The following is a 21,199-nucleotide window of genomic DNA, read 5'->3' as shown; positions in this document are numbered from 1 at the left end:
GACTTCGCGCCATGCATACCACGACTCGCACCGGAGAGATCGAACGAGGTGACGAACCATTTCGTATAGGGACTCATGAGCAGCGACCTACTGGAGCGCTACGTCTCGTGGCGACGAGGCCGGGACGGTGACCCCTTCCGGGTCCGGATCCCGGCCCTGGGCTCGGTGCTGTTCACCGGCACCCCGGAGGGCGCGAGGGAACTGTTCCGGGCCCCGATCGAGCTGCTCGAACCGCCGCTGCCCAATCCCATCGAGCCCATGGTGGGCGCGGCCTCGCTCATCCTGGCCCGCGACGGCAGGCACAAGCTGGAGCGGGCGTTGCTCGCGCCCGCCCTGCATCGCAATCGAATCAGCGCCTACGGCAACGCCATTCGCGAGGCGGCGCGCGCGGAACTGGACGGGGAGCGCACCGGGAACCCCTGGCGGCCCGGGACCCGCGTCGATGCCCGGGCGGCGGCGCGGGCGCTGACGCTGCGGGTCATCCTGGCGGCGGTGTTCGGCATCGACGAACCGGTGCGGCGGGCCGAGTACACCGCGGTCACCACCGACTTCCTGGAATCGTTCGGTCCCACGCTGTTCATGGTTCCGGCCCTGCGGCGCAATATCTTCGGCCTGTCGGGCTGGGAGCGGTTCAGTGCCGCGCGCGATCGGCTCGACCGGCTGATCGACGCGGAGGTGCGGCGACGCCGGGCCGACGGGGGCGGCGGGGACGATCTGCTGGGGCTCATGCTGGACACCCGGTACGAGGACGGCAGCGCCATCACCGCCGCCGATCTGCGCGAGCAATTGCGGACGCTGCTGGTGGCGGGGCACGAGACCACCGCGACCGCGCTGGTGTGGGCGCTGTTCCGGCTGCACCGGGAACCGGACGTACTGAACCGGCTGCTGGACGAATTGTCCGCGGCCGGAACCGATCCCGATCCGAGCGTGCTGGTGAAGCTGCCGTACCTGGACGCGGTCTGCCAGGAGACGCTGCGGCTGCATCCGCCGGTGCCGATCGTATTGCGCAGGCTCACCGGTGATTTCACGCTGCGCGGAGTGCCGCTGGTTGCCGGGGACACCATGGGGATATCGATGCATCTGCTGCACACCGACCCGGCGGTGTGGCCCGAACCGCGGCGGTTCCGGCCGGAGCGGTTCCTCGAACGGCGCTTCGGCCCGTTCGAGTACGCGCCGTTCGGCGGCGGACACCGGCGCTGTGTCGGCTCGGCGCTGGCGGACTATGAACTCCGGATTGTGTTGGCTACTGTATTGACCAGCGTGCGGCTGCGGCTCTCGCCGCGTTTCGCCCGCGGGGGCGCGCCACTGTCGGTGCCGCACACGATTACGGTCGGTCCGCGCACGGCCATCACGTTCGATGTTCAACCCTGAAGTGACGTAGGTGATTTCGATCACAGTCAGGTTTTGGGAAGTGTTTGCTCCGAAACCGGCCGCAGCGGTGTCACTTTCGAGGAATCGCCGATGCCATCGGCGCATACGCGCCACTCGGGCAACCATCCCGCGGTCCTGTGACGTGGCACACACCTGAAAGTCGGTATGCATAACTGGCAGAAGCCAATTGGCTTGCTCGGCGGATCACTGTAGTAATGAACGCGGGGTTGGGACCTACGCGGGTGAAGTGCGCCCGCAATCTGCGTGATGAACGAAGATCTGAGAGGACCGAGCTGTGCGCCATACCCGCTATCGGAGAACGGGACTGATCGCCCTCGCCGCCATCGCGGCGACCGGAGCAGTGGTGGCGGCACCTGCGTCAGCGACTCCGCTATGGCCGGGTGGCCCGGACATTCCGGGCGTGCCCTCCGCCGTCATGCCGCAGCCCGAGCCGGGCTCGCTGCCGACCGACCCGAACGCCAAGGCGCCGATCCCGCCGGCCAACTTCACGGCCCCGAACATCAGCCCCGGTGACGGGGACGTGGTCGGCGTGGCCATGCCGGTCATCATCAACTTCAAGGACCCGGTGAGCGATCACGCCACCGCCGAGAAGTCCATCCGCATCACCTCCACCAACAAGGTGAACGGCCACTTCTACTGGATGGGCGACAAGCAGGTCCGCTGGCGGCCGGAGGACTTCTGGCCGGCCGGTTCCAAGATCACCGTGAAGGCCGGCGACACCAGCGTCGCCTACGAGATCGGCGACGAGTTCATCGCCACCGCCGACGACGCCACCCACCAGATCACCGTCACCCGCAACGGCGAGGTCGTCAAGACCATGCCGACCTCGATGGGCAAGAAGGGGCACGAGACCCCGAACGGGACCTACATCGTCAGCGAGAAGAACCGCAAGATGATCATGGACTCGTCCACCTACGGTGTGCCCGTGACCGATCCGCAGGGCTACAAGCTCGAGGTCGAGTACGCCACCCGCATGTCCAACAGCGGCATCTTCGTGCACGCCGCCCCGTGGAGCGTTGCGCAGCAGGGTGTTTCCGACACCTCGCACGGTTGCCTGAACGTCTCCACCGAGGACGCCAAGTGGTTCCAGGAGAACGTGAAGAAGGGTGACCCGGTCATCGTCAAGAACTCGATCGGAACCTTCAGCACCAGCGACGGCTGGGGCGACTGGAACTGACCGGTCTTCTCGACCTCGAATGCCCCGCCCTGACCGGCGGGGCATTCGTCGTAAAGGGGTCGGTGCACGCCCCGAAGCGCAGGGAGTTTCCGGGGCTCGGCCCCGAGAGCTACGAGAGTTGGTCCCTCGTTCATTTGATTTTGATCACGCAATCGATTGAGTGACCGTACGATTCGCGCATGTCCGCGCCGCCCGAGGGTGTGACCGGTGAACAGTCGGTGGCGCCTGCCAGTCGACAGTTAAGCGAGTTACCATCCGGAATTAACCAGTCATTAGCCAAAGGCCGTAAGGCTGCGCGGGTGCGATCATGGCCCGAACGAGTACTCCCGACGCCCCCCGGGCGCGGGTGGCGAAGCAGACCCTGGCAGGACTACGCGCTGTTCGTCATTCTGGTCGCGCCCAACCTGGTTCTGCTGGGCGTCTTCGTCTATCGGCCGCTGATCGACAACATCCGGTTGTCCTTCACCGACTGGAATATCTCCGCGACCACCCTGAACTGGGTCGGCTTCAGCAACTACACGGAGTGGTTCGGCCGCGACGACTCGTGGCAGATCGTCCAGAACACGGTGATCTTCACGGTCGCCGCCGTGCTGGGCAGCATGATCCTCGGACTGGCGCTGGCCATGCTGCTGGACCGGAAGCTGTTCGGCCGCAATGTGGTCCGGTCGGCGATCTTCGCGCCGTACGTCATCTCCGGTGCGGCCATCGGCGTGGGCTTCCAGTTCATCTTCGACCCGGGCTTCGGGTTGATCCCGGATATCCTGCAGCGACTGGGAATTCACTCGCCCGACTTCGCGCAGGATCCGCACTGGGCGCTGTTCATGATCACAGTCACCTACATCTGGAAGAACCTGGGCTACAGCTTCGTCATCTATCTGGCGGCGCTGCAAGGGATTCGGACCGATCTCATGGAGGCGGCCGAAATCGACGGCGCGAGCCGCTGGACCACCTTCACCCGGGTGCTGCTGCCGCAGCTGCGGCCGACCACCTACTTCCTGTCGATCACGGTGCTGCTCAATTCGCTGCAGGTCTTCGACCTCATCAACGTGATGACCCGCGGCGGGCCGATCGGCACCGGCACCACCACCATGATCTATCAGGTCTATCGCGAATCCTGGGTCAACCAGCGCGCCGGATACGGGGCGGCCGTGGCCACCATCATGTTCCTGGTGCTGCTGATCGTGACCGTGGTGCAGGTGCGCATGATGGATCGGGGAGACGAGAAGTGAACGCGCTCAACACCAATCGGGAGCTCTGGGCGAAGGTGTTCGGTTACGCCGCCATGGTGTGCGTGCTGATCATCGTCGGCGTCCCGCTGTACTACATCCTCACGCGCTCGTTCATGGCGCACTCGGAGGTCTACACCCAGCCGGTCACCTACTGGCCCGAGAAGTGGCTGGTGTCGAATTATCACGATGCCACCACCACGCTGCCGTTCTGGCAGTTCCTGCGGAACTCGATCATCATCACGGGCGTCGTCTCGACGGTGAAGTTCGTGCTGGGCGTGCTCAGCGCCTACGGCCTGGTGTTCCTGCGTTTTCCGGGCAAGAACATCTTGTTCCTGGTGATCATCGCGGCGCTCATGGTGCCCAACCAGATCACCATCATCTCCAACTACGCGCTGATCGCGCAGCTGGGCTGGCGGAACACCTTCCAGGGCATCATCATTCCGCTCTGCGGCGTCGCCTTCGGAACCTTCCTCATGCGCAACCACTTCCTGTCGCTGCCGAGTGAGGTCATCGAGGCCGCGCGCATGGACGGCGCGGGCTGGTGGCGGCTGCTGACGCGGGTGGTGCTGCCCATGTCCGGGCCGACCATGGTGGCGTTCGCGGTGGTGACGCTGGTGAACGAGTGGAACGAATACCTCTGGCCGTTCCTGATGGCCGACGACGCGCGCGTGGCCACGCTGCCGGTCGGCCTGACCCTCCTGCAGAACACCGAGAACCCCAGCGTCACCAACTGGGGACCGGTCATGGCCGGGGTCATCCTGACCATGCTTCCCATCCTCATCGTCTTCCTCGCACTCCAGCGTCAAATGATCAAGGGCCTCACCTCCGGTGCGGTCAAGGGCTAAGTCCCAGAAGGAGATTCCTGTGTCGGATTCACGTTTTCCCGCCTTGTCGCGACGCGGGTTTCTCGGTCTCGCGGGCGCGGCCGCCGGTGCGGCGGCGCTGACCGCGTGCGCCGGTTCCGGTGGCGGAGGCACCCAGGGCGGTGACTCGAAGACCATCACCTTCTGGTCGAACCACCCCGGTACCTCCAAGGACAATGAAATCGAGCTGATCAACCGGTTCCAGGCGAAGTACCCGGACCTCAAGGTCAATCTCGTGGACGCGGGCAAGAACTACGAAGAGGTCGCGACCAAGTTCAATGCCGCGCTATCCGGCGGCGACCTGCCCGACGTGGTGATCCTGTCCGACGTGTGGTGGTTCAACTACGCGCTGAACGGCACCATCGAGCCGCTGGACAGCCACTTCTCCTCGGCCAATGTGAACGTGTCCGACTATGTGGACACCTTCATCGGCGACTACAAGTTCAACGGCAAGACCTGGGCGCTGCCGTACTCACGCTCGACGCAGATCTTCTACTACAACAAGGACGTCTGGGCCAAGGCCGGACTGCCCGACCGCACCCCGAACAGCTGGGACGAGTTCGACGAGTGGGGTCCCAAGATCCAGAGCGTGATGGGCGACGGCAAGTGGGCGCACGGCTGGGGTGACGCCAAGAACTACCTGGCCTGGACCTTCCAGGGTCCGATCTGGACCTTCGGCGGCGCGTACTCCGACGAGTGGAAGCTGAAGTTCAACGATCCGGCTACCGTCAAGGCCGGAAACTACCTGCGCGACTCCATCAATGTGAAGAAGTACGCCAGCATCCGGCCCACCTACGCCGTCGACTTCGGCAATGGCATCATCGGCTCGGCCATCGGCTCCACCGGTGACCTGAAGAGCATCAACACCAATGCCGCGGGCAAGACCCAGTTCGGCACCGGATTCCTGCCGCACCCGAACGGGCTGGCGGGCTCCACCACCGGTGGTGCGGGCCTGGCGATTCCGTCGCGCATCAGCGACGCCCGCAAGGCGAACGCGCTCAAGTTCATCGAGTTCATCACCAATACGGAGAACACCTCGTACTTCTCGCAGGCGACCGGCTACGTGCCGGTGCGCAAGTCGGCGCAGCAGGATCCGAGCATGATGGGCTTCCTGAAGGCGAACCCGAACTTCCAGACCGCGATCGACCAGCTGCCGCTGACCAAGCCGCAGAACTACGCGCGTGTCTTCGTGCCCGGCGGCGACCAGATCATCGGCACCGGTCTCGAGCAGATCGGCCTGCAGAACCGCGATGTGGCAGGGGCTTTCGGCGATATCGCCAACCAGCTGCAGACCATCATCGACCGGCAGATCACGCCGAAGCTGCCCAAGTAAGCAACTAGCCCCTCACGCTGCCGTCAGGGGCCGGAGGCGGAAGCCTGCGTAGCCACGTAGGTCCCCGGCAGCGTGAGAATTGGACAAGGAGACCCGCCGGCATGGCGACTGTGCAGTTCGAGGGAGTGTCCCTCACCTATCCGGGTGCGCCCGGCCCCGCGGTCGACGACCTGAACGTGGATATCGCCGACGGCGAATTCCTGGTGCTGGTCGGGCCTTCGGGCTGTGGCAAGTCCACCAGTCTGCGCATGCTGGCGGGTCTCGAGGCGGTGACCGGCGGGCACATTCGCATCGGCGGGCTCGATGTGACCGGCCTGCCGCCGCGCTCGCGCGACGTCGCCATGGTGTTCCAGAGCTATGCGCTGTACCCGAACATGACCGTGGCCGAGAACATGGGCTTCGCGCTGCGCAATGCGGGAATGAGCAAGGCCGACACCCTGGTCCGGGTCAAGGAGGCGGCGGCCATGCTGGAGCTGGAGGACCTGCTCGACCGCAAGCCCGCGCGGCTCTCGGGCGGCCAGCGCCAGCGCGTCGCCATGGGCCGCGCCATCGTGCGCCGTCCGCAGGTGTTCTGCATGGACGAGCCGCTGTCCAATCTCGATGCCAAGCTGCGGGTTTCGACGCGATCGCAGATCGCGGCGCTGCAGAAGCGGCTCGGCACCACCACCGTGTACGTGACCCACGATCAGGTCGAGGCCATGACCATGGGGCACCGGGTGGCGGTGATGAAGGACGGCAAGCTGCAGCAGATCGCCGCTCCCCGTGAGCTTTACGACAATCCGGTCAATACCTTCGTGGCCGGGTTCATCGGCTCGCCCGGTATGAACCTGCTGACCGCGCCGGTGCGCGAGGGCGCGGCCGTGCTGAACGAGCTGCGGATTCCGCTGCCCAACGGTGTCCAGGGCAAGACCGTGATCATCGGCATCCGGCCCGAATCCTGGGAGGTCACCACCGATTCGAGCAATGCGCTCGCGGTCGAGGTGGAGCTGCTCGAGGAGCTCGGATCGGAGTCGTTCCTCTATTCGCACGGTGTCGCCGATGACTGGTCCAGCCGCTCCGGCCGGGTCGTCGCGCGCGTGGACCGGCGGTTCCGAGTCGCGCTCGGCGACCGTTTGTACTTGACTCCCAAGCAGGATGAACTGTTTTTCTTCGATGCGGAAACCGAAGAGCGCCTTCGCTAGACACGGCCTGGCGGCACTGGCGTCCGCCGCGGTCGTGAGCCTGCTGCCGGGATGCACCCCGGCGGCGGCTCCGATCCATGCCGCACCCCTGCTGTTCGCGCACCCCGGCGTGCTGGTCTCGCGGGAACAGCTCGACTTCGCCAAACAGCAGGTCGCGGCCGGAAACCAGCCGTGGAAGGGCGCTTTCGACCAGCTGGTCGCCAGTCCCTATGCGGCACTGGATCATGTGCCCGTGCCCCGTGCCGTGGTGGACTGCGGCTCGTACTCCAAGCCCGACAACGGCTGTACCGACGAGCGCAAGGATGCCGTCTCGGCCTACACCGACGCGCTGGCCTGGTACCTCACCGGTGACGGCCGGTACGCCGACAAGGCGATCGAGATCATGGACGCCTGGTCGGGCACGATCACCGACCACACCAACTCCAACGCACCGCTGCAGAGCGGATGGGCGGCGTCCATCTGGACCCGCGCGGCCGAGATCGTCCGCTACACCTACAACTGGCCGGGCGCCGGACGCTTCGGCGACATGCTGCGAAACGTGTACCTGCCCAAGGTGATCAATGGCTCCCAGTCCAATGGCAACTGGGAACTCACCATGCTCGAGGCCACCCTCGGCATCGCCGTGTACACCGAGGACCGGCCCACCTACGACAAGGCCGTGGGCATGTACCTCGATCGGGTTCCGGCCTACGTCTACCTGTCGTCGGACGGGCCGATGCCGAAGATCTCAGCGCGCAGCAATCTGCGGACTCCCGAAGCGATCATCAAGTACTGGCAGAACCAGTCCGTGTTCGTCGATGGCCTCGCACAAGAGACCTGCCGGGATTTCGAGCACACCGGCTACGGGCTCTCGGCCATCGCGCACATCGCCGAAACCAGCCGCATCCAGCATGAGGATCTGTATCCCCAGGTCGGAGACCGGCTTCGAGCGGCGTTCGAATTCCATGCCAGATATCAACTGGGCGAACCACTCCCGGCAGACATCTGCGGCGGCAAGTTCGACAAGAAGCTCGGACCGATCACCGAGGTCGCGCTCAACGCCCTGCACAACCGGATGGGTCAGGATCTACCGGAAACCCAGCAGCTGACCGATCAGATCCGCCCCGAGGGCGTTCTGATGTTCAGCCTCTGGGAGACCCTGACCCACGCCGGTAACCCCAACTAGCCGAATTACCAGATCTTCACGCGCTCAGCGGGATCCAGGTAGAGCTCGTCGCCGGGTTTCACGTGGAACGCCTCGTGGAAGCTGTCCAGGTTGCGGACCACGCCGTTGCAGCGGAACTCCGGCGGCGAGTGCGGGTCGACGGCGAGGCGGCGGATGGCCTCCTCGGAGCGAGCCTTGGTGCGCCACACCTGGGCCCAGCCGAAGAACACGCGCTGCAGGCCGGTGAGCTCGTCGAGGACGGGGGAGTCCTTGCCCGCCATGGCGATCTTGTACGCCTCCAGCGCGATCGACAGACCGCCCAGGTCGCCGATATTCTCGCCGATGGTGAACTCGCCGTTGACCTTGTGGTCGTCGGAGAGGTCCTTGGGGGAGAAGGCGTTGTACTGCGCGATCAAAGCCTTGGTGCGCTTACCGAATTCGGTGCGGTCCGACTCGGTCCACCAGTCGACCATATTGCCGTCGCCATCGTACTTGGAGCCCTGATCATCGAAGCCATGGCCGATCTCGTGCCCGATGACCGCGCCGATACCGCCGTAGTTGGCGGCGTCGTCGGCGTTCATGTCGAAGAACGGGGGCTGCAGGATGGCCGCGGGGAAGACGATCTCGTTCATGCCCGGGTTGTAGTAGGCGTTCACGGTCTGCGGGGTCATGAACCACTCGCCGCGATCCACCGGGCCGCCCAGCTTGTTCAGGTCGCGATCATGTTCGGCGGCATAGCCGTTGCGGTAGTTGCCCACCACGTCGGCCGGGTCGATGGTGACGGCGGAGTAGTCGCGCCACTTGTCCGGGTAGCCGATCTTCGGGGTGAACTTCTCCAGCTTGGCCAGCGCGGCCTGCCGGGTGTCGGGACCCATCCACTCCAGCTCGGAGATATTGCGGCGGTAGGCCTCCTGTAGGTTCTCCACCAGCTCGACCATGCGGGCCTTGGCGGCCGGCGGGAAATGCTCGGCCACATAGAGCTTGCCGACGGCCTCGCCCAGCAGATCCTGCACCAGGGACACACCGCGCTTCCAGCGCTCGCGGTTCTCCTGCGCGCCGGTCAGGGTGCGGCCGTAGAAGTCGAAGTTCGCCTCGACCAGATCCGCGGTCAGGTACGGCGCACGGGCCTTCACGACCCGCCAGGCCGTCCACGCCTTCCAGTCGTCGAGCGACTCGGACGCCCACGCCTGGGCGAAGGCGCGCACGTAATCGGGCTGGCGCACCACCAGTTCCGCGAACAGCTCCGGACCCGAGCGGTCCAGGCCCGCGGCCAGCGCGGAAGTCCAGGCGGTCCAGTCGAATTCCGGGTTCTCGGCGGTCAGCTCCTCGAAAGTCAGCAAGTTGTAGCTCAATTCGGCGTCGCGGCGGCGCACCACGTCCCAGTGGCCCGCGGCCAGCTTGGCCTCCAGGTCGTAGACGCGCCGGGCGTCGTAATCGAGGCCCGCCAACTCGAACATGCGGCGGATGTGGGCGACGTACTTCTCGCGGATCTCCGCGTACTCGTCCTTGTGGTAGTAGGACTCGTCGGGCAGGCCGATGCCGGACTGGGTGGCGTGCACCAGGTACCGGGTGGAGTTCTTGTCGTCGGTGTCGACATAGAAGGCCAGCGCGCCCCCGACACCGGTGCGCTGCAGGCGGCCCAGCAGCGCGGCGAAGTCGGCGCGATCGGACACCGCGGCCACGGCCGCCAGTTCCTCGGCGATCGGGGTCAGCCCGGCGGCCTCGATGGCGTCGGCGGCCATGAAGCTGTTGTAGAGATCGCCGATCTTGCGCTCTTCGCTGCCGGGTTCGGCCCCGGAGGCCGAGGCGTCCTGGATGATCTTCTGCACATCGAGCTCGGCCTGGTCGTAGAGCGTGCGGAAGGCACCGTCCACCGCCCGGTCGGCCGGTATCTCGTAGTTCTCCAGCCATTTGCCGTTGACGTGCGCGAACAGGTCATCCTGCACCCGCACGTCCGCGTCACGGAAGGACAGGTCGATACCGGAGGGAGGCGTCAGCTGCGAAGTCACGATTCCCAGTATGCACATTCCGCCTCCCCGCGACTTCGGCGCAGGACAGAGAGCCGCTGCCCCTCATGCATGCGGGCCGGCGGTCGTGTGCCGAACCGATTTTGGGCGTACCCGACGAGTTACCCCGGTCGGCCCGAAACCAGTTGTTGCGTTCGCAACGAAGGCGGTCAGGCGGGCACGGGAATCCGGTCGAACTCCCCGTCCCGGACCCCGGCGAGGAAGGCGTCCCATTCGCCAGGGGTGTAGACCAGGGTGATCTCTCCGTGCCGGAGTGTGGTGTGGCCGTCCGCACCGGTCTCCGCGATGAGCGCGGTGCGGTGGATATGGCGGCCCAGCCCGGCCAGGAATGTCATCCATTCGGGCGCGGTGACGGTGATGATGGGCTCGTCGTCAAGGCGATGTTCCGGATTGCGCCGGTACTTGCTGTCGCGGATGAGCACCGCATCACCGTCGAATCGAACCTCCACGCACTGATTTCCGTTATTGGTACGAGACGACGTGAACCAGCCGGTGGATTCCGGCTGGTACTTCGCGGTGGTAAGCATGGCCAGCATTTTACCGTTACGCATGCGTCTCCTACCCTTGCGAATAATTTCGGATGAGCTCCAAAGATTCTGCGCGACCAAGAGATTGGTCGAGCGCGCGCACAAATGCGAACCGCAGATCGCGAATCTGCTCCGGATCTTCCACCGCCCCACCGAAAACCGCGCTCTCCACCCAGGTGAACGTGGGCAGATTTTCGGAAGCGAAATCCAGCAGATGGAAACTCGATCCGCCCAGCAGGGCGCCGCGGGTCGCGGTGAACGGAATCACCCGCACCGAAATGGAATCCAGTTCATCCAGCAGATCTGCCAGATGCTCGAGTTGCCCGCGCAATACTTTCGGGCCGCCGATCTGTTGCAGGAGAGTCGCTTCGCCGATCACCGCGGTGAGTTCCACCCGGTCGTCGCCGCGCAGCCGCTGCTGCCGCCGCAACCGCACCGCCACAAGCTGTTCCACCTGCACCGGCCGGATCATGACGTCGGCGCTGATCAGCGCCCGGGCGTATTCCTCGGTCTGCAACAGGCCGGGCACCACCAGCGAGTCGTAGCTGCGGATACTCTCCGCACCCAGCTCCATGCCGTAATACCGTTGCAGCTCAGGCCCGATGAGCGCCGAGGACTTGGCCCACCAGCCGCGCTCCTTGCTCAGCGCGAGCAGTTCCAGCAGCTCCTCGCGCTCCTCGCCCTCCACCTCGAGCAGCTCCAGCACCGGGCCGATGGTGGTGGCGGTGAGCACGCGCCGGCCCTTCTCCACATGCGACCAGTTGGCCGGGGTGAAGCCGACGCGCTTGGCGAAGGTCGCCGAGTCGAAGCCGCGCTGCTCGCGCAATTCGCGCAGCCGCAGGACCAGCTCCCACCGGGCGACAGTGGGCGAGACGGGTGCCATGACCAGGATGCTACGCCCGGAGAACTCGCTGGCGTGTGACTATTGTCATACCGATTGCCTCGGCATAGGGTCGTTAGCAGGAGGTTCGCCATGAGCGCGCTGGACCCGTCCTCATACACCGACACCCAGGAAGCACTGGCCCGGTGCCGACGCTACCGCAAGGAACACGGCCTCTATGGCGTGGTGGACTCGGCGCTGGGCCGAATCATGTTGGAGGTCGGGGCCGTCGGAGCCGTGACCATGCCCTCCGACCTGGGCCGCCGCGTCCGCGACCACCTCGACGCCCAGCGTCGCTGCGGACCGATCATCGCCCACCCGCGCTCGGGGCGATGGACCTTCCTGACCGGTCCCTGCGATGACTCCTACCTCGACTCGGCCCTGTTCTCGGACCTTTTCAGGGATTGCGCCGCGGTGGCACTGCCGGGTAGCCAGATAGTCCTGCCGTCGCCCTCCGACGAGCACAGCGGCTACCGCGCGTGGATTCGCCCGCCAGAAGGGGACTTTCGCCCCGAACTGGCCGAAGTGGTCTCCGCTACCCGCGAGTGCCGCACCGTCCAGCAGTGAGGGCCTCCCGCGTCAACGCGTCGGCCGCGGCGTCAACGTGACGCTGAACTTGTCCTCGACGCGCTTGTTGTACTCGTCCTGACACTGCTGGACCTTGGTCTGATCATTACCCGCCTTGCGGACGCAGTCGATCAGGTCGGTGCCGCCGGTGTCCTTGAAGACGACCCACGCGAAAACGCCGATCACAATGGCGATGATCAGGCCGAGCGCACCCGTGATCGCACCCGTGAGCGCCAGGCCGAAGCCACCCGACGAGCCGCGGCGTGCCCGAACCATGGCGATGACACCCAGGATCAGACCGACCAGGCCGGCGAGAATGCCGACGAAGACGGTCCAGCAGGTGATCAGGCCGATGATGCCGAAGACCATGGCGGTGATCGCCATGCCCTTGCCCTTGGGCGACTCCGTCCAGTACTGCTGACCGCCGGGTGGCGGGTAATTGCCGGGTGGAGCCGACGGGTACTGACCGGGGTCAGGTTGTCCGTACTGACCCGGAGGCGGGTACTGGTTCATGAGGCGATGCTATTGCCCGCCGAGTCGGGCATGCATCTCCCACACCAGAATCTCCGACGGCATGTTCGCGGTGACCCGCTGGCCGCCGCTGCGGGCCAGCCGCACCGCGTCACCCTCGTACAGGGTGCCCGCACCTTCCATCTCGACCTCGCCGCGGGCGATGAAGACATGCAGGTAGGGAGCTTCCGGCAGACGGATTTCCGCGCCCTCGCCGGGCATCCGCGACACGTGCAGCGCCGAGTGGCTGCTGGCGATCGCGATGGCGGTGCGATCACGATAGCGGGGCAGGCCCGAGGCCACCGTGACCAGGCCGCCGCCGGCCAGCTCGTCGTCGATCTCCAACTGCTGGTAGCCGGGGGTCAGCCCGGAATCGTCGGGCACCACCCACATCTGGACGAAATGCACCGGCTCCTGATGTTCGGGCGCGGCGCTGATGCGCCAGGAATCGTTCTTCTCCGAATGCAGAATGCCGGTACCCGCGCTCATCCGCTGAGCCAGGCCGGGATAGATGACGCCGCTGTGTCCCAGCGAATCCTGGTGGACCAGGCTGCCGCTCAGGACCCAGGTGACGATTTCCATGTCCCGATGCGGGTGGGTTTCGAAACCCTCGCCCGGCAGGACGATGTCCTCATTGTTCACCAGCAGCAGGCCGTGATGGGTGTTGTCGGGGTCGTAGTGTTCCCCGAAGGAGAACGAATGCTTCGAATCCAGCCACGCCACACGGGTTTTCATGCGGTCGCCGCCACGATGGATATCGATGTGTGGTGTCGTGAGGGTGGACACCGCCGTACTCCTCTCACCGGCGAGCACCGATCGGGTTCCAGGGTAGGGGCACAATCTATGCCTCGCGCTGAACTCCAGGTAAATAGTCTAGCGTGGGAGCACGGTCGTCCCGCCCGCCGCCGACCAGGTCATTCACCCCGGGCAGCGGGCCCGGGCAACTGCCCAGCGACGCGAGCCGCCGTGGTCGGCGCCGCGTCCACAGCCCCGGCGGGTTTCGGTCGGCGACCGTATCATGATGTGCCGCAAGCGGAACGGGAGGAGCAGGGGGATGCGACCCGAAGTACTCGCGGGCATCGAGCGCGAGCTCCGTCAGCAGGCCCAGAGCGAGGGGATCGTCCACTTCGTGGTGGGCGTGGCCGTCTTCCGGGCCGGAAAGCTGCTGGTAGTGCGGCGTGTCGAGGGGTCACACGAGGGGATGTGGGAGCTGCCGGGCGGCGGCGTGGAACCGGGTGAGTCCTTCGCCGACTGCGTGGTCCGCGAACTGTTCGAGGAGACCGCGCTGCGGGTCGTGCGGATCACCGACGTGCTGGGCGGGTTCGACTACGCCACCCGCACCAAGTCGCGGGTGCGCAAGTACAGCTTCGTGGTCGAGGCGGAGGGCGGCGAGATCGTGCTGGATCCGGCCGAACACGACCGCTACCAGTGGATCGACTCCGACACCGTCGACAACCTGCCCATGGCCGACGATATGCGCGCAGCCGTCTTCGCGCTGGTGACCACGCACCCCGCCAGGTGAGCACGCCCGCCCCGGCCCGACTACGCGACCGGCTCGCGGCGGCCCGGACCGGACTGCGCGAGAACCCCGGCACCATTCGCCTGTCCGCGGTCCGGCTGACCGGGCAGTTCGGCGACGGCATGTTCCAGGCCGCCATGTCGGGGGCGATCCTGTTCAACCCCGAACGCGAGACCGATCCGCTGGCCATCGCGGGCGGCTTCGCGGCGCTGCTGCTGCCGTATTCGATCATCGGCCCCTATGCGGGCGCGCTGCTCGACCGCTGGGATCGTCGCCTGGTGCTGCTGGTCGCCACGGTGCTGCGGGCGGTGTTCATTCTCGCGACCGCGGTGGGTCTGCTGGCCGGAATCCGCGCCACCCCGCTGCTGGTGGGCGCGCTGGCGGTGGTCGGGGTGAGCCGCTTCGTGGGGGCGGGGGTGGCCGCGTCACTGCCACGGGTGCTGTCCAGCCGCTGGCTCGTGCCGATGAACTCGGTGCTCGCCACGGTGGCCTCCGGGTGCGCGATCGTCGGCGCGGGCCTGGCCTTCGCGATCATCGGCCTGATCGGCGCGGGCGACTTCGCCTCGGCGGTCGCCGCGGGGGTCAGCGCCGTCGGCTCGGTGGCGGGCGCGCTGGCGGCGGCCGGATTCCGGCCCCGCGCACTGGGACCGGACCCGGGCGCGGGCGGCGAGCGGAACACCGTGCGGGCCATCGCGGCAGGTTTGCGCGAGGGAGCCACGGCGGCCTGGCGCTCGCGGGAGGTGACCACGACCTTTCTCGGAATCGGCGCGCACCGCATCGTCTTCGGGGCAGACACGCTGCTCATGGTGCTGGTGCTGCGCCGGGGCAGCGAGGCCGCGGTCGGGACGCACATCGCCAAATTCAGCGCGGCCATCACCGCGACCGGGGCGGGCATGCTGTCGGCGGCCGTGATCGCCCCGATCCTGATACCCCGGCTGGGCCGGCCGCGCACGGTGGTGACCTGCCTGGCGGCCGCCATCGCGGTGCAGCTGACGCTGGTCACGCCCATCACCCTGGCCACCGGGGACGCCGAGCGCTGGGCCGAAGCGCTGCTGCTGGCAGCCGCCTTCCTGCTCGGACTGGCGGGCCAGGTGATCAAGCTGACCGGCGACGCGGCCATGCAGATCACCATCGACGACGCCCATCGCGGTCAGGTGTTCGCCCTGCAGGACACCGTCTTCAACATCACCTTCGTGCTGGCGCTGGCGGGCACGGCCCTGCTCATTCCCGCCGACGGGCGGTCACCGGCGGTGGTGATGGCCGCGGCCGCCGTCTACGCGTGCGGCATCCTCGCCATCGCGGGCAACTCGCGGCGTCGCTGACCGCCGCGCGAGGTATCGGCTCGATCACACCGCTCCGGCGACACGCCAAGATCGCTACCCGGATGCTGCCGGGACCGTTACGGTGGCAGGGATGCGTACGGCACGCTCCAGACCGACTGCCGCCCTGGCACTCTCGGGTGCGGCCGTGCTTGCCGTCATGCTGCTACCCGCCGCACCGGCGACCGCCGGTCCGCTCGCCCCGTGGGTGCCGCCGTCCATGAACGACTGCGGTGAAACGAGATTCGATCCGCTGGCCCGCGAGCCCGATCCGAATCAACCACCGCCCCCGCCGCCGCCCGCGCCGGATAACACCGTTCACATTCAGGTCCCGGTTCCCCAGATCACGCAGGTCCCCGTGCCGGGCCCGCGGCAGGACAACACCCGGATCGATCCCACGCCGCTGCCCGCGGACCCGTGCGCCAATCCGTGCCCGGACCTGCGCAACGACCAGAGTCCCAAACCGGAAATCGCTGCACCGGAGGGCGATCCGGCCGACCCGCCGGGACCCGCACCCGATTCCTCCGGCGACCCGGGCACCGGTGCCGCACCCCCCGCGACCGAGGACACACCCGCCCCCGAAGCCACACCGGCACCGCAGGCGGACAGCGGTTCGGGCGGGCTGCCGCTGCCGCAACTGCCCAAAGTGCAGTTCGATCAGATTCCCGAGACCGTCCCGATTCCGGTGCCCGGCGGCGATCCGCCGCAGCCGCAACCCCAGCCCGCACCGGCCGTGCAGCCCCCGGCCCCCGCACCGGTCGCGGCGCCGGTCCCCCCGGGCGAGCTCGACTCGCTGGAATTGGTGAACCAGGTGACCGGGCACGGGTCCACCAACCGGACCGATATGCGCTGGTCGGTCGACGGCACCGACCTCGGAATCATGTGGGAGTCCAAGCCCGGCCAGGTCGCGGTCGCATTCGGCGACACCTTCGGCAAAGGCTGGGAACCGCCCGCGGCGGGCACCGGGGACCAGGACTGGCGCAGCAATTCCATTGCCTTCAGCAGCAATCGCGATCTGACGCAGGGTCTGAAACTCGACACCTTCGCCCAGAACAGCCGCTGCCACGCGGCCGAGATCCTGAGCAGCCGCAAGATCGACAACTTCGAGATCACCACCATCCCCACCTCGGGCTTCGCGCTCGGCGGGCGGCAGTACCTCACCTATATGTCGGTGGCACGCTGGAGCCGCCACAAGCCGGGCATGTGGTGGACCAACCTGGGCGGGCTGGCCTGGTCCGACGACGGCGGCAACACCTGGACCAAATCCGAGTGGGCGCGCTGGGACAACCTCTTCGGGCTCGGACGGTTCCAGGTCATGGGCATGGCGCCGCACGACGGGTACGTCTACATGTTCGGCACGCCCAACGGCCGCTTCGGGACCATCGGGCTGGCGCGGGTGGCGAGCGACCAGGTGCTCAACAAGTCGGCCTACCAGTACTGGATCGACAACACCTGGGTGCCCGCCCTCGGGCCCGACGAACTACTGGCCACCCCGGTGGTTTCCGGGACGGCCGGGGAACTGTCGGTGCGCTACGACGCCTCGACCGGGCAGTGGCAGATGATCTATCTGGATCTGGACCGCCATGCCATCGTGCTGCGCACCGCGGCGGAACCGCAGGGCACCTGGACCGATCCGGTCCCGCTGGTCGACACCGACGACTATCCATCCACTTACGGCGGGTACATCCATCCCTGGTCGACCGGCAAGGATCTGTACTTCACCATGTCGGCCTGGAACAGCTACAACGTGTATCTCATGCACGCGACGCTGAAGTGACACACCGTCGTTCGATCCTCGGGCGGTGTCACTCGATCCTTCGGAAGCGCAGCGGCCGGCCCGGGCGCGCCTGCGCGACGGCGTCCACATCGGCGTCCACCACCACCGCGATCACCGGATAGCCGCCCGTGATCGGATGATCGGCCAGGAACACCACCGGCTGCCCACTCGGCGGCACCTGGACCGAACCCAATGCCATGCCCTCCGTGGGCAGTTCACTCGAGCCGCTGCGCCGCAGCGCGGGCCCGCTGCGGCGGTCCAGGCGCGCGCCGATCCGATCGGTATCCGCCGAGACCGTCCACTCGCCCGCGAAAAGCGCTGCGGCATCGGCGAACCAGTCCGAACGCGGACCCGGCACCGCCCGCACCTCGAGCAGGTCGTCACCCAGCGCCGGCACCGGCGCGACATCCACGATCGGCCAGGTGCGCGGCGGCTTGCCCACCGGCAGGAGATCTCCCGCACGCAAGGGGTCCGGACCGATACCGGACAGGGTGTCGCGGCTGCGGGAGCCGAGTACGGGCGCGACCTCGATGCCGCCGCGCACCGCCACGTAGGTGCGCAGTCCGGTGTTCGCGAAGCCGAGCCGAAGCCGTTGTCCCTCCTCTATTTCCAGCACGCTGGCCGGACCCATGGGACGCCCGTCCACGGTGACGGGCGCCGACGCGCCGGTCACCGCTACCGTGACGTGCCGCTGCGCCAGCAGTTCCAGCCCGCCCAGCAGCACCTCGATCCCGGCCGCGCCCTCCGGATTGCCGACCAGCCGATTGGCCAGCCGCAGCGAGGCCCGGTCCGCCGCGCCGGCGGCGCCGACCCCGGAGTCGAACCAGCCGGGCCGGCCCAGATCCTGAATGGTGGCCAGCGGGCCTACCCGATCGACCCGCAATCCGGCCGTGCTTTCCGGTCGCTCGCTCATGAGCTCGTCCCCACATTCACGAATCGAATCCGGCCGCCCGCGCGGACCAGGGCGGGCGGGTCCCGATCCACCTGCCACATCGAGAGATCGGTGGTGCCGATCAATTGCCAGCCGCCCGGACTGCTCCGGGGATAGACGGCCGAGTAGCCGCCCGCGAGAGCCACCGCGCCCGGGGGGATCGCGGTGCGGGACTGAGTGCGGCGGGGCACGCTCAAGCGGCCGTCCGGGGATTCCAGGTAGCCGAAACCGGGTGCGAATCCCACGAAGGCGCAACGCCATACGGTGTCGGTGTGCTGGGCGATCACCTCGGCCTCGGTCAGGCCGAGCACCCGCGCGACCTCCGCGAGATCCGCCCCGTCGTAGCGCACCGGGACCACCAGCGGTTCGCCCGAACGGTCAGCGCCGGGCGGCCCATCCGGTGCGCGATCGGGCCGCACGCCCAGCCGGCCACGATCGCCGGCACCGACCCGCTCCCGCGCGTCGAGGCGAGCCAGCAAGGCCCGCAACTGCTTTCGCACCCGCTCCGCCGCGGCGGGTGACGTCAGGGTGACCAGCACGGTTTCGGCGGCGGGCAGCACATCCAACACGCCGTCGGGGCGGGCGCGCAGGGCCAACACCAGCTCGGCGACCATGGCCTGCAGTGGCGGAATCACCAGCAGCGCGCGATCACCCGCCGCCCGCACCTCGCCGACGGAATCGAACTGCTCGGGATCGGTCATGACCGCTCACCGGCCTCAGGCGAAAGCCCGGACAGGCGTGCCGGATTCGTCGAGCGCGGCGCGGATCCGGCGGGCCATCTCGACCGCCGCCGGGGTATCGCCGTGCACACAGATGCTCACGGCCGAGACGGCCACCGTGCCGCCGTCCACGCCCGTGGCCTTGCCCTCGCGGGCGATCGACAATGCCTGTGCCACCGCAGCATCCGCACCGAGCACCGAACCCGGCAGCCCGCGCGGGGCCAGCAGGCCCTCGGGCGTATACGCGCGATCGGCGAAACCCTCACCCACGAAGGGGGTTCCGGCGGCGCGGGCAGCCTGCTCCAATGCGGTGGCCGCGGGCCCGAGCAGCGGCAGATCGGCCGCGAACTCGCGCACGGCCGCGACAATGGCGTCCGCCAGCGCACGGTCGGCGGCGGCCTGGTGATACAGCGCGCCATGGGGTTTCACGTAGCGCACCCGGTCACCGGCGGCGCGCGCGAAGCCGTCCAGCGCGCCGATCTGATACAGCGTCTCGTCGCGCAGATCCTCCGGGGTGATGGCGATCGCGCGGCGACCGAATCCGGTTAGATCCCGGTGGCCGACATGCGCGCCGATGCGTACCCCCTTCTCGACGGCCAGCCCGCAGATCCGGCGCATGATGGCCGGATCCCCGGCGTGGAAGCCGCAGGCGATATTGGCGCTGGTGACCACGTCCAGCATGGCGGCGTCATCCGCCATCACATAGTCACCGAAGCCCTCGCCGAGGTCGCTGTTCAGATCCAGCGTCATATGCGTCCTCCAGCTGTCGTCGTGATCCGATTGTGGGCGCACCCGCATCCGCCGACAAGAATCTCACGCCCAAAACTGTGGCATGCGTCACACGTGTGTGGTGTCATTTTCAGGGGCCTCACCTGTCCCACGGGCTGCGTGCCCCGGCCGATCAATAGGGGTAGACGTCGACCTCGGTCGCTTTCACCGCGAAATACACCTCCATGCCGGGGGACACACCGAGCTGAGCCACCGCGGCCGGGGTCAGATCCGCGGCCAGGCCCGCGACCGCCCCGGGACCGTCCACCGCGCGCACCCGCACCAGCCCACCGCGATCCTCGAGCTCGGCGATCCGCACCCGGAACACATTGCGGGGGCTGCCCTCCGGATGTTCCACGTGCACGGCCACGGCCATCGGCGAGAAGACCGCCGCCGCCCGCCCAGCGAGCGGCCACTCGTCCTCGGCGCGGCCGAAAACCTCCACCGGACCATCGGTTACCGCGCCCAGACCGGCGCTGCCACCGCTCACCGCGGTCCCGAGAATCAGGTTCACCCCCGCGATCCGCGCGGCGAACCTGCTGCGCGGACGGGCCAGAACCGTTGCCACCGGACCGGATTCGATGAGTCGCCCGGCCTCGATCACGGCTACCCGATCGGCCAGGGTCACGGCGTCGATGATGTCGTGCGTGATCAGGATGGCGCCGGTCGGCCGTGAATCGGGCAGCGCCGCGCTCTGTTCCGCGCCGCCCGCCGGCTCACGGAGCACCCGGCGCAGCAGCGCCCGCATGGCGGGAGCCGCGGTCACGTCCAGCGCGGCCATGGGCTCGTCGAGCAGCAGGACCCGCGGATGGACCGCCAGCGCCCGGGCCAGGGCAACCCGCTGAGCCTGACCGCCGGACAACGACCCCGGCGATCGGTTCGCGAATTCCTCGGCGTCGACGGCCCGTAGCCACTCCCGGGCCAGCTCCATCGCCGCACGGCCCCGCATCCCACGGCTGCGCGGACCGAACGCCACATTCGATGCCACCGACAGATGCGGGAACAGCAATGCGTCCTGCGCCAGCAGTGACACCGAGCGGCGGTGCGGCGGCACCGCAATGCCTTTCGCGACATCGGTCAACACCCGATCATCGAGCCTGACCCGGCCTTCGTCCGGCACCACCAACCCGGCGATCACATCCAGCAGGGTGGACTTGCCCGCACCGTTGGGGCCCAGGACGGCCAGCACCTCGCCCGCCGGAATCTCCAGCTCGACCTGGAAATCCCGATCCGCCAGCCGCGCCGACACCGCCAGGCCCTTCACGCACACACCTCGGTGTTCAGCGATCCACCCCGGCGGCGCGCTGACGATCCACCCCGGGGGCCCGCTGCTCGG

The 21,199-nt window shown here is 67.6% G+C and carries 20 protein-coding genes; 11 read left to right on the top strand and 9 right to left on the bottom strand.

The features are described from left to right. Window positions 1–75: 75 nt before the first annotated feature. From GPX89_RS22010 to GPX89_RS21980, 7 genes are all read left to right on the top strand, one after another. Window positions 76–1,371 carry a cytochrome P450 gene (locus GPX89_RS22010; RefSeq protein WP_157389490.1) on the top strand — a complete coding sequence of 432 codons (1,296 nt, stop codon included), beginning with the start codon at window positions 76–78 and terminating at the stop codon, window positions 1,369–1,371. A 295-nt stretch (window positions 1,372–1,666) separates the two neighbouring features. Further along, a complete protein-coding gene (locus GPX89_RS22005; protein ID WP_328602160.1) occupies window positions 1,667–2,569 on the top strand; it encodes a L,D-transpeptidase in 903 nt (300 codons plus the stop codon). A gap of 299 nt (window positions 2,570–2,868) precedes the next feature. Then, window positions 2,869–3,798 (top strand): carbohydrate ABC transporter permease, encoded by a 930-nt coding sequence (locus GPX89_RS22000; RefSeq protein ID WP_328602159.1) that lies wholly within the window; start codon window positions 2,869–2,871, stop codon window positions 3,796–3,798. 53 nt (window positions 3,799–3,851) lie between these two features. After that, window positions 3,852–4,643 (top strand): carbohydrate ABC transporter permease, encoded by a 792-nt coding sequence (locus tag GPX89_RS21995; RefSeq protein WP_157389880.1) that lies wholly within the window; start codon window positions 3,852–3,854, stop codon window positions 4,641–4,643. Window positions 4,644–4,662: 19 nt separating this feature from the next. Beyond that, complete coding sequence (locus tag GPX89_RS21990; RefSeq protein WP_328602158.1) at window positions 4,663–5,994, top strand: ABC transporter substrate-binding protein; 1,332 nt, start codon at window positions 4,663–4,665, stop codon at window positions 5,992–5,994. A gap of 101 nt (window positions 5,995–6,095) precedes the next feature. After that, window positions 6,096–7,175 carry an ABC transporter ATP-binding protein gene (locus tag GPX89_RS21985; RefSeq protein ID WP_157389488.1) on the top strand — a complete coding sequence of 360 codons (1,080 nt, stop codon included), beginning with the start codon at window positions 6,096–6,098 and terminating at the stop codon, window positions 7,173–7,175. After that, window positions 7,147–8,340: an alginate lyase family protein gene (locus GPX89_RS21980; protein WP_157389487.1), complete on the top strand. Its 1,194-nt coding sequence runs from the start codon at window positions 7,147–7,149 to the stop codon at window positions 8,338–8,340. The genes GPX89_RS21985 and GPX89_RS21980 overlap by 29 nt, the downstream gene beginning before the upstream one ends. Window positions 8,341–8,345: 5 nt before the next feature. Here the strand turns inward: GPX89_RS21980 and GPX89_RS21975 are convergent, their stop codons facing one another. The 3 genes from GPX89_RS21975 to GPX89_RS21965 all read right to left on the bottom strand — a co-directional run bounded on the left by GPX89_RS21975 (window position 8,346) and on the right by GPX89_RS21965 (window position 11,756). Continuing rightward, the gene (locus tag GPX89_RS21975; protein WP_157389486.1) at window positions 8,346–10,346 is read right to left on the bottom strand and encodes a M13 family metallopeptidase; all 2,001 of its coding nucleotides are present in this window, start codon (window positions 10,344–10,346) and stop codon (window positions 8,346–8,348) included. Window positions 10,347–10,495: 149 nt separating this feature from the next. Beyond that, complete coding sequence (locus GPX89_RS21970) at window positions 10,496–10,873, bottom strand: DUF397 domain-containing protein (protein WP_157389485.1); 378 nt, start codon at window positions 10,871–10,873, stop codon at window positions 10,496–10,498. Between the two features lie 31 nt (window positions 10,874–10,904). Then, entirely contained in the window at window positions 10,905–11,756 is an 852-nt protein-coding gene (locus GPX89_RS21965) for a Scr1 family TA system antitoxin-like transcriptional regulator (protein ID WP_157389484.1), read from the bottom strand. A 90-nt stretch (window positions 11,757–11,846) separates the two neighbouring features. Between GPX89_RS21965 and GPX89_RS21960 the strand changes: the two genes are divergently transcribed. After that, window positions 11,847–12,320, top strand: coding sequence for a hypothetical protein (locus tag GPX89_RS21960; RefSeq protein WP_157389483.1), 474 nt, complete (start codon window positions 11,847–11,849; stop codon window positions 12,318–12,320). A gap of 12 nt (window positions 12,321–12,332) precedes the next feature. Here GPX89_RS21960 and GPX89_RS21955 read toward each other — a convergent pair whose 3' ends face one another. Continuing rightward, window positions 12,333–12,833: a DUF4190 domain-containing protein gene (locus tag GPX89_RS21955; RefSeq protein WP_157389482.1), complete on the bottom strand. Its 501-nt coding sequence runs from the start codon at window positions 12,831–12,833 to the stop codon at window positions 12,333–12,335. A gap of 9 nt (window positions 12,834–12,842) precedes the next feature. Beyond that, window positions 12,843–13,616 (bottom strand): pirin family protein, encoded by a 774-nt coding sequence (locus GPX89_RS21950; protein ID WP_328602157.1) that lies wholly within the window; start codon window positions 13,614–13,616, stop codon window positions 12,843–12,845. A 268-nt stretch (window positions 13,617–13,884) separates the two neighbouring features. On the opposite strand from GPX89_RS21950, the gene GPX89_RS21945 reads away from it, so the two are divergent. The 3 genes from GPX89_RS21945 to GPX89_RS21935 all read left to right on the top strand — a co-directional run bounded on the left by GPX89_RS21945 (window position 13,885) and on the right by GPX89_RS21935 (window position 17,445). Continuing rightward, window positions 13,885–14,352, top strand: coding sequence for an NUDIX hydrolase (locus tag GPX89_RS21945; protein ID WP_157389481.1), 468 nt, complete (start codon window positions 13,885–13,887; stop codon window positions 14,350–14,352). Then, window positions 14,349–15,671: an MFS transporter gene (locus tag GPX89_RS21940; RefSeq protein ID WP_328602156.1), complete on the top strand. Its 1,323-nt coding sequence runs from the start codon at window positions 14,349–14,351 to the stop codon at window positions 15,669–15,671. Before GPX89_RS21945 ends, GPX89_RS21940 begins: the two co-directional genes overlap by 4 nt. Before the next feature lie 91 nt (window positions 15,672–15,762). Next, window positions 15,763–17,445: a DUF4185 domain-containing protein gene (locus tag GPX89_RS21935; RefSeq protein ID WP_157389480.1), complete on the top strand. Its 1,683-nt coding sequence runs from the start codon at window positions 15,763–15,765 to the stop codon at window positions 17,443–17,445. A 28-nt stretch (window positions 17,446–17,473) separates the two neighbouring features. Here the strand turns inward: GPX89_RS21935 and GPX89_RS21930 are convergent, their stop codons facing one another. The 4 genes from GPX89_RS21930 to GPX89_RS21915 form a co-directional block, all read right to left on the bottom strand. Then, a complete protein-coding gene (locus GPX89_RS21930) occupies window positions 17,474–18,358 on the bottom strand; it encodes a 5-oxoprolinase subunit C family protein (protein WP_157389479.1) in 885 nt (294 codons plus the stop codon). Next, window positions 18,355–19,077, bottom strand: coding sequence for a 5-oxoprolinase subunit B family protein (locus GPX89_RS21925; RefSeq protein WP_157389478.1), 723 nt, complete (start codon window positions 19,075–19,077; stop codon window positions 18,355–18,357). The genes GPX89_RS21930 and GPX89_RS21925 overlap by 4 nt, the downstream gene beginning before the upstream one ends. A 15-nt stretch (window positions 19,078–19,092) precedes the next feature. After that, complete coding sequence (locus GPX89_RS21920; RefSeq protein ID WP_157389477.1) at window positions 19,093–19,845, bottom strand: LamB/YcsF family protein; 753 nt, start codon at window positions 19,843–19,845, stop codon at window positions 19,093–19,095. 151 nt (window positions 19,846–19,996) lie between these two features. Then, window positions 19,997–21,127 (bottom strand): sulfate/molybdate ABC transporter ATP-binding protein, encoded by a 1,131-nt coding sequence (locus GPX89_RS21915; protein ID WP_328602155.1) that lies wholly within the window; start codon window positions 21,125–21,127, stop codon window positions 19,997–19,999. Window positions 21,128–21,199: the final 72 nt, after the last annotated feature.

Origin of the sequence: Nocardia terrae (assembly GCF_009760405.1) — a bacterium.
Classification (GTDB): domain Bacteria; phylum Actinomycetota; class Actinomycetes; order Mycobacteriales; family Mycobacteriaceae; genus Nocardia; species Nocardia terrae.
Note: the sequence above shows the minus strand (reverse complement) of the source record. Positions and strands in the feature narration are given on the sequence as shown.

Bases quoted from the DNA above. Each gene is read 5' to 3' on its own strand.
- GPX89_RS22010 (WP_157389490.1), top strand. From the start codon at position 76: ATGAGCAGCGACCTACTGGAGCGCTACGTCTCGTGGCGACGAGGCCGG.
- GPX89_RS21995 (WP_157389880.1), top strand. From the start codon at position 3,852: ATGGTGTGCGTGCTGATCATCGTCGGCGTCCCGCTGTACTACATCCTC.
- GPX89_RS21985 (WP_157389488.1), top strand. From the start codon at position 6,096: ATGGCGACTGTGCAGTTCGAGGGAGTGTCCCTCACCTATCCGGGTGCG.
- GPX89_RS21980 (WP_157389487.1), top strand. From the start codon at position 7,147: ATGCGGAAACCGAAGAGCGCCTTCGCTAGACACGGCCTGGCGGCACTG.
- GPX89_RS21975 (WP_157389486.1), bottom strand. From the start codon at position 10,346: ATGTGCATACTGGGAATCGTGACTTCGCAGCTGACGCCTCCCTCCGGT.
- GPX89_RS21970 (WP_157389485.1), bottom strand. From the start codon at position 10,873: ATGCTTACCACCGCGAAGTACCAGCCGGAATCCACCGGCTGGTTCACG.
- GPX89_RS21965 (WP_157389484.1), bottom strand. From the start codon at position 11,756: ATGGCACCCGTCTCGCCCACTGTCGCCCGGTGGGAGCTGGTCCTGCGG.
- GPX89_RS21960 (WP_157389483.1), top strand. From the start codon at position 11,847: ATGAGCGCGCTGGACCCGTCCTCATACACCGACACCCAGGAAGCACTG.
- GPX89_RS21955 (WP_157389482.1), bottom strand. From the start codon at position 12,833: ATGAACCAGTACCCGCCTCCGGGTCAGTACGGACAACCTGACCCCGGT.
- GPX89_RS21945 (WP_157389481.1), top strand. From the start codon at position 13,885: ATGCGACCCGAAGTACTCGCGGGCATCGAGCGCGAGCTCCGTCAGCAG.
- GPX89_RS21935 (WP_157389480.1), top strand. From the start codon at position 15,763: ATGCGTACGGCACGCTCCAGACCGACTGCCGCCCTGGCACTCTCGGGT.
- GPX89_RS21930 (WP_157389479.1), bottom strand. From the start codon at position 18,358: ATGAGCGAGCGACCGGAAAGCACGGCCGGATTGCGGGTCGATCGGGTA.
- GPX89_RS21925 (WP_157389478.1), bottom strand. From the start codon at position 19,077: ATGACCGATCCCGAGCAGTTCGATTCCGTCGGCGAGGTGCGGGCGGCG.
- GPX89_RS21920 (WP_157389477.1), bottom strand. From the start codon at position 19,845: ATGACGCTGGATCTGAACAGCGACCTCGGCGAGGGCTTCGGTGACTAT.